Annotated in this window: 7 protein-coding genes; 5 read left to right on the forward strand and 2 right to left on the reverse strand. The window is 67.3% G+C overall.

Annotated elements, in window-relative coordinates; genetic code table 11:
- Positions 1–73 precede the first annotated feature (73 nt).
- A complete protein-coding gene (locus N4261_RS04010) occupies positions 74–2,569 on the reverse strand; it encodes a membrane-bound PQQ-dependent dehydrogenase, glucose/quinate/shikimate family (RefSeq protein WP_261758930.1) in 2,496 nt (831 codons plus the stop codon).
- Between the two features lie 212 nt (positions 2,570–2,781).
- Positions 2,782–4,452 (reverse strand): carbohydrate-binding protein, encoded by a 1,671-nt coding sequence (locus N4261_RS04015; protein ID WP_261758931.1) that lies wholly within the window; start codon positions 4,450–4,452, stop codon positions 2,782–2,784.
- Between the two features lie 447 nt (positions 4,453–4,899).
- Between N4261_RS04015 and N4261_RS04020 the strand changes: the two genes are divergently transcribed.
- From N4261_RS04020 to N4261_RS04040, 5 genes are all read left to right on the forward strand, one after another.
- On the forward strand, positions 4,900–7,500 hold the full coding sequence (locus N4261_RS04020) for a mechanosensitive ion channel family protein (protein WP_261758932.1): 2,601 nt from the start codon (positions 4,900–4,902) through the stop codon (positions 7,498–7,500).
- A gap of 406 nt (positions 7,501–7,906) precedes the next feature.
- Positions 7,907–9,238 carry an ABC transporter substrate-binding protein gene (locus N4261_RS04025; protein WP_261758933.1) on the forward strand — a complete coding sequence of 444 codons (1,332 nt, stop codon included), beginning with the start codon at positions 7,907–7,909 and terminating at the stop codon, positions 9,236–9,238.
- A 270-nt stretch (positions 9,239–9,508) separates the two neighbouring features.
- Positions 9,509–10,369 (forward strand): carbohydrate ABC transporter permease, encoded by an 861-nt coding sequence (locus tag N4261_RS04030; protein ID WP_261758934.1) that lies wholly within the window; start codon positions 9,509–9,511, stop codon positions 10,367–10,369.
- A 12-nt stretch (positions 10,370–10,381) separates the two neighbouring features.
- On the forward strand, positions 10,382–11,218 hold the full coding sequence (locus N4261_RS04035) for a carbohydrate ABC transporter permease (protein ID WP_261758935.1): 837 nt from the start codon (positions 10,382–10,384) through the stop codon (positions 11,216–11,218).
- Between the two features lie 165 nt (positions 11,219–11,383).
- Positions 11,384–12,433: an ABC transporter ATP-binding protein gene (locus tag N4261_RS04040; RefSeq protein ID WP_261758936.1), complete on the forward strand. Its 1,050-nt coding sequence runs from the start codon at positions 11,384–11,386 to the stop codon at positions 12,431–12,433.
- The last annotated feature ends 48 nt before the right edge of the window (positions 12,434–12,481 follow it).

The raw sequence follows: 12,481 nt of genomic DNA on the forward strand, positions 1-12,481 counted from the left end.
GCAACCTGCGCCGGGCCAGGCACACCCAGCGTCAGGCGTCAGGCGTCAGGCCGACAAGCGCATTCCTCAAGGTTCAGCGCTTCTCCAGTGCATAGGCCCGTACCGAATCACCGGGCCGGGTGCCGGTGGAGCCATGTCCGCCGGCCACGACCAGAAGGTACTGACGACCGTCGGCACCGAGGTAGGACATCGGCGTGGCCTGGCCGCCGGCGGGCAGGCGGTCCTGCCAGATCTGGCGGCCGTTGTTGACGTCGTAGGCACGCACATAGTCGTCCATGCTGCCCGACAGGAAGGCCACGCCGCCGGCCGTCATCAGCGGGCCGCCCAGGCTGGGCACGCCCAGCTTGATCGGCACCGGCACCGGCGAGAGGTCGCGCACCGTGCCATTGCGATGGCGCCACACCACCCGGCCGTTGTTCAGGTCCACGCCGGCCACCGTGCCCCAGGGCGGCGCCTGGCACGGAATGCCCAGCGGCGAGGTGAACGGCTTCATCCGGGCCGCGAACGGCGCACCGAAGTTCTCATTGAGCGCGGGCAGGGCGCCCGTGGGCGGGCCGTCGTCCTGCACCAGCTGGGTGGTCGCGTCGGGCCGGGGGACCAGCGTCGAGGTGAAGGCCAGCACGGCCGGCGTGGTGAAGGCCAGTCCGCGCACCGGATCCACCGCGATGCTGCCCCAGTTGAAGACGCCGAAGTTGCCGGGATTGATGATCGACCCCTGGGTGGACGGCGGCGTGAATCGGCCCTCGTAGCGCAGCTGGTGAAAGGCGATGCGGCACCAGAGTTGGTCGAACATCGTCACGCCCCACATGTCCCGTTCCTTCAGCGCCGGCGGATTGAAGGAGATGGCGGAGACCGGCTGCGTGGGCGCGGTGAAGTCGCCCGCCGCGGCGCCTTGCGGGGCGGGTGTCTCGGTGACCGGGAACACCGGCGTGCCATCGCGGCGGTCCAGCACGAACAGCTCGCCCTGCTTGGTGGGCTGCACCAGGGCCGGCACCCGCTGGCCCTTCACCGTCAGATCCACCAGCACCGGCTGCGACGGCACGTCGTAATCCCACAGGTCATGGTGGACCGTCTGGAACACCCACTTGGCCCGGCCGGTCGCCAGCTCCAGGGCCACCACGGACGACGAGTGCTTCTCCACGGCCGGCGAGCGCTTGCCGCCCCATTGGTCGGGCGGCTGGTTGCCCATCGGGAGATAGACCAGTCCCAGCGTTTCATCCACGCTGGCCACCGACCAGCTGTTCGGCGAATTGGGCGTGTAGGTCTGTCCGGCGGCCAGCGGCGCGGTGGCGTCCGGATTGGCTGAATCCCAGTTCCACACCAGCGCACCGGTCTGGATGTCGTAGGCGCGGATCACACCCGACTGCTCCTTGGTGGAGGCGTTGTCCAGCACCGTGCCGCCGACGATCACCCGCTGGCGGGTCACCACCACCGGCGAGGTGGCGTAATACGCACCGGGCTTCACATTGGGCATGCCGGCCCACAGGTCCACCGCACCGTTGCGTCCGAAGGCGGGGCAGGTCTTGCCAGTGGCGGGATCCAAGGCGATCAGCCGACCATCGGCGGTGGGCATGAACAGCTTGGCGGCACAGGCGCCGGTACTGGCTGTGGCACCGGCCGTCGCATCGGTGGCGCTGGCGGCGCTGGCCGCGCTGGTCGTGTCAGGGGCCTGGGCGGCACCGGACGGTGGCTGATAGGACAGACCGCGGCAGGTCAGATGCTGCAGCGCGAGTTCACCGCGTACCTGCGGGTCGTAGCGCCACAGCTCGCGCCCGGTGGTGGCCTCCAGCGCCAGCACCTGCTGGTGCGGGGTGCAGAGAAACAGTCGCTCGCCGATCTTCAGCGGCGTGACCTCGAAGGTCGTCTCCTTCGGATCGCCCGGCTGACCGCGCTTGTCGCCGGTGTGGAACTCCCAGGCCAGTTTCAGGTCGCCGACATTCGCCGCCGTGATCTGCGTGAGCGGTGAATAGCGCTGTCCGGCGGCGGTGCGGCCGTAGGCGTGCCATTCCCCGTCGGGTACTTCCGCCCCGGTGGCGGAGGCCGCGGCGGTGGGGCGGGAGGCCGACGCGGGGGCCGCATCCTGCATCGATCCTTCGATCGCATGCAGGTCGCGGGTCCAGGACACCAGCGCCACCGCAGCAAAGGCCGCCATCGACACCATGAGCACCACGGCCGGCGGGCTGCGCAGGGCGACGCGCCGGGGATCGTCCAGCGGCAGATGGCGGCGCATCGTTGGCATCAGCACCAACAGCACCGCGCCGATGATGAAGGGCACGCCCATGCGCGCCGCCAGCGGCCACCAGTCCAGGCCGACCTCCCAGAGGCTCCACGCCAGGCTGGCGATGAAACAGGCCGCGTAGACGTAGACCGCTTCCCGCAGTCGGCCCCACATCAGCGCGCCGATCACGGCCCAGGCCAGACCGGTCAGCGCGTAATACCAGCTGCCGCCGACGGAAGCCAACCAGCCGCCGGCAGCCAGCAGCACAAAGCCGGCCACCAGCAGCACACCGCCGAGGATGCGGGCGAGCCAGGGGGCGGGAGACGGGGTCGGCGCAAGGACGCTGGACATGGGCATGCTCTCGGGGAACGAGGTGTCCCCTTCGGGCAAGTGGCGTTCCCTGCGAGCGCGTCGGCGGCGTCGCTGCGGCCTTGTCCAGCGCCTGACAAAGCGTGTCGCGGCGAGGGTGCGGCTGCGCTTCGATCAGCGCGGCCTGCAGGGCGCCAGCCGGGCCGGCCACGGACCCGGCGACCCGACAGGCGCGCGTTGGCTCGCCCCCGCTGTCACAGCTTCGTGAAGCGGATCCAGTTCAGATTCCATCCGCCGACCGGCGCATAGATGCCGACGTTGTAGGTGCCGGCATTGATCGTCACCGTGTGCGATGCGGTGGTCCAGTTCTGCCAGCCGCCGGTGGCCGCAATGCTGGCCCGTCCGAGCTGGATGGCGCCGCCGTTGAGGTCCAGCGACAGCGAGGCACCGCTCGGGCTGGCCACCCGGTACTCGACCCGATAGGTGCCGCTGCTCGGGAAATTGATGTTGCCGTAGACCATCCAGTCGCCGGCATCGATCCAGCCCACATTGGCGCCGCCTTCGGTGCTGGCTTCGGTCTGCACGCCGCTCTGGTTGCTGTAGCTCTCGGCCTCGACCTGCAGGGTCCAGGACGACGAGATCTTGGACACCACCGCCGAGCTGGCCTGGTCATTGAACGCATCGTCCACCAGACAGCCGGCATTGCCGCTCTTCACCACGCTGCGGCCGGTGAAGTTGTCGCTGTCATAGAGCGTGACCTGATAGCCGGCATTGGCCTTGAGCGACGACAGGTCGTTGTTGCGCACACCCAGCGTCTGGAGTTGCGCGGTCGTGTAGCGGCCTTCATTGAGACCCACCGCATAGCCGCCGTAGTTGCAGTCCTGATAGACGGTGGCCACGCCGGCCGGCGGCGGGCTGCCGATCTCCGAGCGGATCGCCGACAGCAGGCTGTTGGCGCCGGTCGCGTCCTGCGACAGTTCCCAGATCATCACGCCCGAGCCCTGCTGCAGGGCCAGCCGGGTCTTGGCCTTGATCGTCGGGATGCCGTTGTAGGTCACATAGCCACAGGTGGCGCACAGCGTGCCGATCAGGTCCTTCTGCACCGCGGCTGCGCCGAATTGATTGACGATGTCTGCGAAGCCGTAGGAAGCCGCATAACCGTTGAAGCCGTAGCCGTAGAACGGCACGCCCAGCACCAGCTTGTCCTTGGTCAGGCCGCGGGCCTGCCAGGTGGCGATGTTGCTCTGTGCCAGCGAATAGGGCGACTGCTCGGTGCCGACCTGACCCCAGCCCGGGCCCACCGCGTCATAGGCCATGATGGTCACGAAGTCGAACGAGGGCAGCGAGGAGACCGGGATCATCCCGCCCTCATAGGTGGCGGTGGCCGCGGTGATCAGCTTGCCCGGCAGCGCACTGCGCAGGTTCTGGATGAAGGGCGTGTAGTTGCCGGCCCGGTCGATGGCGGTGAGCAGCGCGCCTTCCAGGTCCACATCCACGCCGTCCAGGCCGTAGGTGTTGACGAACTGGGTCAGGCTGTTGACCACCGCCGCGCGGGAGCCGGGCTGCAGCAGGCTCTGCCAATCGCCGGAGCAGGCGGGAATCACACCGCCGGCCAGGGACACCAGCACCTTCACGCCGGCTGCATGCGCCTTCTGCACCACATAGCTGATGTCCGCGCCGGTGGCCGATTCCATGCAGGACGGATTGCCCCCGTTCAGGAAGCTGCCGCCGGGCGCGGGATTGGCGAAGGCGAGGTTCAGATGGGTCAGCTTGGTCAGGTCGGTCTTGTCCGCGACCGCACGCAGACCCTTGTAGGAGGGGATATAGCCCACGACCTTGGTCTGTGCGGCAGCCATTTCGGACAGGCCGCACAGGGCCAGGGCGGCGACCAGGAGATGACGGTTAAAAGACAGAGGCAGGCTCACGGCGCGATCCTTTGGTGGTGATGGAACGGCCGCAGGGGCCGGGGGTTGCGCCCAGCGCTGCCTGCCGAATCGCACGGCAGCGGCAGCAGCGTGATGCAGCGCGTACTGAACTGCGGCGGATTCTGTCCCGGTTTCTGAAAGCGGTTTCACCGTTTCCCACGTTTCAGCGACAACCGCAGCGAAACGAATGCAACAGGCGGTTGCCCCCGCCGCAGAATCGATCGGTTGAACGGCGGTGGACGTGATCGGTCCCGGTCCATACGGAATCGCCGCTGGCAAGGTGGTCACCTGTCAACTGTTCAGCCCGGTCCACTTCCCTATAGTGCGAGGGAATCCGCAGCGAAGGAGGCAAGGACGATGACGGAGGATGCCGACGACGGCCAACCAGCACCGCGGTGGCGAGCGTGTCCGCAGACTGGGCTCGGAGGGTGGCGATGGTTCGTTGAGATGTCCTTCGTGACCCTGCTGCTGATCGGCCTGTGGCTGCCTGCGGGCATCGCGGTGGCGGCGTCGACGTCGACCTCCGCCTCAACGGCCCATGGGGTGCCCCTCGCCGCGTCTTCCAGCGTCGCGACCTCCACGGCGGCATCGGCCGTGCCTGTCCCGCTGGCCGACATCCTGTCCCGGGCCGACCGGGACCAATGGGTCATCGATCGCATCCGTCGCCAACTGACCCGGTCGGACGTGTCGGACGGTTTGACCGAGGGTCTGGCGGTGCTGTCGAAGTCGGTGGAGGACAAGCGCCGCACCTACACCCCGGACGAGATCCGACAGCTGCCGGTGATTCGCCTCGAAAGCCTGGACCGGTACTGGGCCCTGGACGAGCGACGCTTCCAGCAGTGGCAGGCGGAGGCCGTGCGCCATCTGGCCCCGTTGGCCGAGGACGCCACCGTGCTGAACCGGATTCGTCTGCAGTGGGAGGCCACCCTGGCCGCGCAGACGCAGCTGCCGGCCGCATTGGCCGATCGCATTGCCGCGCTGCTGGCCGACCTGGCCGAGGCCGAACAAGGCGTGTCGCCCCGGCTGGCCCGGCAGATTGCCCTGGGACAGGAAGCCCGCGAATTGGCCGGCCGTATCCAGACCGGCCGCGATGCGGTCGGGGAAGTGATCGGGGTGGCCGACCAACGTCTGTTTCAACGCGACCTGCCGCCGTTGTGGGCCTCGGCGGCGGTGCCGCGTGCTTCGGCTGCATCGGCCGCATCGGCCACGGAAGTCTCGGAGTCGGGCCTGGACCTGGAGTCCAGTTTCGCGGCGGACTACCTGGCCGTTTCCACCCTCAAGATTCAGGCCACGACCGTGCTGCAGGTGTCGCTGCTGATCCTGATGCTGTGGGCCGCCCGGCGATCCAGGCGCGACGCGGCCCTGACCGCATCGGCGCCCTCCGCGATGCCACCGGTCGACGGGGCGACCGGTCACGTGCCGTCGTCATCCTTGCGGCCCGGCCGGTTGCTGAGCCGTCCGCTGTCGGCCTGGGTGCTGCTGGGCATGCTGGTGACCCTGCCGCTGCGCACCGATGCGCCGCTGATGACCCGGGAGCTTGCGGTCGTGATCGCCCTCGTCCCTGCGCTGCGGCTGTTCCCGGTCAGTTCGCTCAAGGACTGGTCGCCGATGCCCCAGATCGTGGTCATGCTCTACGCGCTGAAGTGGCTCTGCCTGCTGGCGTTGGACAACGCCCTGCTCTACCGGGTGCTGCTGCTCGGTCTGTCGATCCTGGCCCTGGCTTGGCTGGTGTACTGGCTGTGCACCGTCCATGCCGGGCCGCTGCTCGGCGTGGGGCCCTTGTCCCCCGCCTGGCGCGCCTTGGGCTGGAGCGCCGTCGCGATGCTGGGCGCCGGGGCGCTGGCGCAGATCAGCGGTCATGTCACCTTGGGCCAGACGCTGATCAACGGCGTGTTCGACCTGGCCTACCTCGGCCTGCTGCTTCATCTGGCGCAGTCGCTGCTGCTGGCGTTGTTGCAGCTGGTGATGGGCCCCGCAGCGGCATCGGCCTCCCGATCTCCGTTGTGGCGGACCCATGCCGGGCAGGTGGGCAAGCTGCTGGGCCGGGGGCTTCAATTCGCGGCCAAGGTCGGCTGGCTGATCTATGCGGCCAGCGTGCTGCGGCTGCTGCGGCCGGTGCAGTCGGCGGTGGAGGCGGTGCTGGGGCACCGCTTCGAGGTGGGGGAGATCTCGATCAGCCTGGGCGACCTGCTGGTGTTTGCGTTATCGGTGCTGCTGGCCTACGTCAGCGCGCGCCTGGTGCGCGGCCTGCTGCGGAACCGGCTCAACGACAACCCCGCATTGCCCCGCGGGGCCGGCAACAGCATCGCGTCGCTCAGCTACTACGCGGTGTTGATGCTGGGTTTCATGGTGGCACTGTCGGCCGCCGGGTTCAAGGTCAGTCAACTGGCCCTGGTGTTCGGGGCGCTGGGGGTCGGCATCGGCTTCGGGCTGCAGGGCATCGTCAGCAACTTCGTGTCCGGCCTGGTGCTGATGTTCGAGCGTCCCATCCAGCCCGGCGACATGATCGAGATCGGGGACATCCTGGGCCGTGTGCGCCACATCGGTCTGCGGGCGACGGTGCTGCGCACCGCCGACGGCGCCGATGTCGTGGTGCCCAACGGCGCGCTGCTGGCGGGCAACCTCAAGAACTGGACCATGTTCGATCGTCATCGGCGCATCGAGGTGCCGATCAGCGTGAGCTTCGGCTCCGATGTGGCGCAGGTGCTGACCACGCTGGATGCGGTGGCGCGCACCACCGCCGGCGTGGCCGAGGACCCGCCACCTGCCGCGCTGTTCATCGGTACCGGCACCAGCTCGCTGGACTTCTCGCTGCGGGTGTGGACCTGCGATTTCGATCAATGGATGACCGTTCGCAGCGGTCTGCTCGCGCGGGTGCTGGAGGCCTTCGGCGAAGCCGGCATCACGATTCCGTTCAGTCAGTTGGATGTGAATCTGCGGCAGGTGGTGGAGCCGGCCGCTGCGTCGACCCTGGGGCCTGCCGAGGGACCGTCGGCCGGGCCCACCGAAGCGCCGCCCATGCCTCCAGCGTCCCCTGCCGTGTCCTGAGCGCCGCACGGGCCGGGCGGCCGTGACGCAGTGACGCAGTGACCGTGGCACCGAGGCGATACCTGTGCGTCCCGTTGGGCAGATGCCCCACGGAGGGCCATGGGCGACTGCCGCTCGCTCAGCGCGCCCGCGACTTCGCAACCGCCTGCCGGCAGACATGGCGGCACGTCCTGACCCCTCGGTGTGCGCTCTGCCGCCCGGGGCAGCGTCGCGCGGCCTGGAAATTGCCCCCGCGTGCGTACGAAATTGATACCGTTTAGGTATTAACACTAGGCTGGTGATGCAAAAGAGTATCGTCGGTCGCCCATCAGGTACCAACCCGGAATTTCCGGATCGGTATCGTTCAGAGCCTCAATGCCTGCGCATCCCGGGCGTTGAACCTCATACCTACAAACCGGAGACTTCGATGCCTGCTTCCCTTCTTGTTGCGCCAGTCCGCCTGGCTGCGGCGGCTGCCGCTGTGGCCCTGTCGTTCGGCGGCCTGGCCCAGGCCCAGACCGAGCTGGTGATTGCCACCGTCAACAACGGCCACATGATCGAGATGCAAAAGCTCGGCAAGCATTTCGAGCAGGCCAATCCCGACATCAAGCTCAAGTGGGTCACGCTGGAAGAGGGCGTGCTGCGTCAGCGCGTGACCACCGACATCGCCACCAAGGGCGGGCAGTTCGACGTGATGACCATCGGCCTGTACGAAGCGCCGATCTGGAGCAAGAAGGGCTGGCTGCAGGAACTCAAGACCGATGCGGCCTATGACGTGGACGACCTGCTGCCCGCGGTGCGCAGCGGCCTGTCGATGGACGGCAAGCTCTTTGCCGCGCCGTTCTATGCCGAGAGCTCGATGCTCATGTACCGCAAGGACCTGGCCGACAAGGCCGGCGTGCAGGTGCCGGAGCGCCCGACCTGGCCGCAGATCAAGGACCTGGCTTCCAAGATCCATGATCCCAAGAACGGCGTGTACGGCATCTGCCTGCGCGGCAAGCCGGGCTGGGGCGACAACATGGCCTTCATCACCACGCTGGTCAACACCTTCGGCGGCCAGTGGTTCGACATGCAGTGGAAGCCACAGCTCGAGTCCAAGCCCTGGAAGGAGGCGGTGAGCTTCTATGTGGACCTGCTCAAGAACTACGGCCCGCCCGGATCGTCGGCCAACAGCTTCAACGAGATCCTGGCGCTGACCAACTCCGGCAAGTGCGGCATGTGGGTGGATGCCACCATCGCGGCGTCCTTCGTCTCTGATCCGAAGCAGTCCAAGGTGGCGGCGCAGATGGCCTTCGCCCAGGCGCCGACGATGAACACCCCCAAGGGCGCGAACTGGCTGTGGTCCTGGAACCTGGCGATTCCCGCCGGCTCCAAGAAGGTGGCGGCGGCCCAGAAGTTCATCAGCTGGTCCACCAGCAAGGACTACATCCAACTGGTGGCCAAGACCAACGGCTGGGCGAATGTGCCCACCGGCACCCGCAAGAGCACCTACGCCAATCCGGAATTCCAGAAGGCCGCGCGCTTTGCCGCCGCGGAGAAGACCGCGATCGACTCGGCCAATCCGACCGATTCCACCCTGCCCAAGAGCCCGTATGTGGGCGTGCAGTTCGCCGCCATTCCGGAGTTCCAGGCCATCGGCATTGCCGTGGGCCAGCAGATGAGCTCGGCCCTGGCCGGCCGCACCACCGTCGACGCTGCGCTCAAGGCCGGCCAGGTGACGGCCGACCGGGAAATGCGCAAGGGCGGCTACTACAAGTAAGGCCCACGCCATCGGCCCACCGCGCCGGCGCACGGCGGCGCGGTGCTCGCCCGGCGGCTGCGGAGGCCGGTGTGCGGGCCGCGGCCGAGGAGCGATGAATGAGCCGATGACATGCGCCGATGAGTTGCGCCACTGCCCGTGCCGCTGCCCGTGCCGCTGCCTGGCGATGCCGGCGCCGCTCACTCGGGCGACTCAGGCCGTGCGTCGGCGCCAGCCGCGCCCGCGGCATCGGATGACTCGCCGCCTGGATCCTCCCGCTTGGGAACCTCGATGAAACGCTTGATTCCACGACTGCTGCTCGCACCCGCGATCGGAACGCTCTTCCTCTGGATGATCGTGCCGCTCGGGATGACGATCTATTTCTCGCTGATCCGCTACAACCTGATGCAGCCGGATCAGACCGGCTTTGCCGGGCTGGAGAACTTCGAGTTCTTCGTGACCGATCCGTCCTTCGGCGCCGCCGTGGTCAACACCCTGCTGTTGCTGGGCAGCGTGATCCTGGTCACCGTGGTGCTGGGCGTGGCCATCGCGCTGCTGATCCACGAACCCTTCCCTGGACGCGGCATCGTGCGGGTGCTGTTGATCTCGCCGTTCTTCGTCATGCCCACGGTCAATGCGCTGCTGTGGAAGAACATGATGATGAACCCCATCTACGGCGTGCTCGCCCAGGTGTGGATCTTCTTCGGCGCGCAGCCGGTGGACTGGCTCACCGACCATCCGCTGTTCTCGGTGATCGTGATGGTGGCCTGGCAGTGGCTGCCATTTGCCACGCTGATCTTCATGACCGCGCTGCAGAGCATGGACACCGAGCAGCTCGAAGCCGCCCGCATGGACGGCGCCACCTACCTCCAGCAGCTGCGCTACCTGTACCTGCCGCATCTGGGCCGCTCGATCGCGGTGGTGGTGATGATCGAAATGATCTTCCTGCTCGGCGTGTTTGCGGAGATCTACACGACCACCGCCGGCGGGCCGGGCGATGCCAGCACCAACGTCACCTTCCTGATCTTCAAGCAGGCGCTGTTGAACTTCGATGCCGGCGTGGCCTCGGCCGGTGCGCTGTTCGCGGTGGTGCTGGCCAATGTGGCCTCGCTGTTCCTCATCCGCCTGGTCGGCAAGAACCTCGACAAATAAGGAGCGCACCGAATGACCTCACGACGCCGTTCCGCGTTCTCTCCGGCCCTGGCCCTGCGCACCGTGGCAGCCTGGGCGGTGGCCTTGCTGCTGTTCTTCCCGCTGGCCTGGCTGTTCCTCACCGCCTTCAAGACCGAGCTGCAGGCCATTGCGGTGCCGCCGCAACTGATCTTCGCGCCGACCCTCGAGAACTTCCACGAGGTGCAGGAACGCAGCGACTACCTGCTCTATGCGAAGAACTCGGTCATCACCAGCGTGCTGTCCACGGTGCTGGGGCTGCTGCTGGCCGCGCCCGCGGCTTATGCGATGGCGTTTCATCGCGGCAAGTTCACCCGGGACATCCTGATGTGGATGCTCTCCACCAAGATGATGCCGGCGGTGGGCGCGCTGGTGCCGATCTATGTCCTGGCGCAGAAGAGCCATCTGCTGGACACCCAGCTGGCGCTCATCATCGTGTTTGCGATGTCCAACCTGCCCATCATGGTGTGGATGCTGTATTCGCACTTCAAGGACATCCCGCCCGAGATCCTGGAAGCCGCCCGCATGGATGGCACCACGCTCTGGCAGGAGGTGCGTCTGGTGCTGCTGCCGCTGGGCATGGGCGGCATTGCCTCCACCGGTCTGCTGTGCCTGGTGCTGTCCTGGAACGAGGCGTTCTGGAGCCTCAACCTCAGCGCCGCGAAGGCAGGGACCTTGGCCACGTTGATCGCCTCGTATTCCAGTCCGGAAGGACTGTTCTGGGCCAAGTTGTCCGCGGCGTCCCTCATGGCCATCGCGCCCATCGTGGTGTTTGGATGGTTCAGTCAGAAGCAGTTGGTCCAGGGCTTGACCTTCGGCGCGGTCAAGTAGGGCCTGGCCTCGTTCCGTCGCATCCCGTGGCATCCCGTCGCACCTTGCCGATCTCTTTCCACGTCACCACGTGCCGACCTCACGACGGTTTGCGTCGACCGGTCCCGGCATCTCAATGTTCCCAGGTGATCGCGTCATCACCGCACGATCTCAGGAGTCACCACCATGGCCTATCTTGAACTGCGCGGCATCGAAAAATTCTTTGCCCAGCATCGCGCCATCAAGGGCATCGACCTCACCATCGAGAAGGGCGAGTTCATCGTCTTCGTCGGGCCCTCGGGCTGCGGCAAATCCACGCTTCTGCGCCTGATTGCCGGCCTGGAGGAGATCGACGGCGGCACGCTGAGGCTCGACGGCCGCGACATCACCGAGCAGCCTTCCAGCAAACGCGACCTGGCGATGGTGTTCCAGAGCTATGCGCTGTATCCCCACATGAGCGTCTACGAGAACATGAGCTTCGCGCTCAAGCTCGCCAAGGTGGATCCGGCGGTCATTCGCGAAAAGGTGGAGCGTGCGGCCGATATCCTCAACCTCACCGCCTACCTGAAGCGCACCCCCAAGGAACTGTCCGGCGGTCAGCGTCAGCGGGTGGCGATCGGCCGCGCCATCGTGCGTGCGCCGAAGGTCTTCCTGTTTGACGAGCCGCTGTCCAACCTGGATGCCGCGCTGCGCGGCCAGACCCGGGTGGAGATCGCCAAGCTGCACCGCGACCTCGGCGCCACCACCATCTATGTGACCCATGACCAGGTCGAGGCCATGACCCTGGCCGACCGCGTGGTCGTGCTGCGCGACGGTCAGATCGAGCAGGTCGGCACGCCGCTGGAGCTCTACGACCGTCCGGCCAATCAGTTCGTGGCCCAGTTCATCGGCACGCCGCAGATGAATGTGGTGCCCAGCCTGCAACTGCCCGATGCGGTGCAGCAGCTCGGCCCGCAGGCCGCAGCGGGCGGCGCCATCGGGCTGCGTCCGGAGGCGGTGAGCGTGATGCCGAAGGGGCAGGGCGCGATCGCCGGACAGGTCTCGCTGGTCGAGTCCCTGGGCGCTGAAACCCTGCTGTATGTGCGCACGCTGGAAGGCGCCCAGTTGGTGGCCCGGATGAGTGAGCGCACCGGGCTGCAACCGGGCGACGACGTCTCGCTCAATGTTGCGACCGACGCCGCCCACTGGTTCGACAGCGCCGGCCGCGTGGTGCACGCACAGCGTGCCGTCTCCTGATCGACGGCGCACCACCGCACCACCGCACTACCTCACCACCGCTTCCCG

The sequence above is a fragment of the Roseateles amylovorans genome (assembly GCF_025398155.2).
In the GTDB taxonomy this organism is placed as follows: domain Bacteria; phylum Pseudomonadota; class Gammaproteobacteria; order Burkholderiales; family Burkholderiaceae_C; genus Roseateles; species Roseateles amylovorans.

Excerpts from the sequence above, each read along its gene's own strand:
- N4261_RS04020 (WP_261758932.1), top strand. The coding sequence starts at position 4,900 with ATGTCCTTCGTGACCCTGCTGCTGATCGGCCTGTGGCTGCCTGCGGGC.
- N4261_RS04035 (WP_261758935.1), top strand. The coding sequence starts at position 10,382 with ATGACCTCACGACGCCGTTCCGCGTTCTCTCCGGCCCTGGCCCTGCGC.
- N4261_RS04030 (WP_261758934.1), top strand. The coding sequence starts at position 9,509 with ATGAAACGCTTGATTCCACGACTGCTGCTCGCACCCGCGATCGGAACG.
- N4261_RS04025 (WP_261758933.1), top strand. The coding sequence starts at position 7,907 with ATGCCTGCTTCCCTTCTTGTTGCGCCAGTCCGCCTGGCTGCGGCGGCT.
- N4261_RS04010 (WP_261758930.1), bottom strand. The coding sequence starts at position 2,569 with ATGTCCAGCGTCCTTGCGCCGACCCCGTCTCCCGCCCCCTGGCTCGCC.
- N4261_RS04040 (WP_261758936.1), top strand. The coding sequence starts at position 11,384 with ATGGCCTATCTTGAACTGCGCGGCATCGAAAAATTCTTTGCCCAGCAT.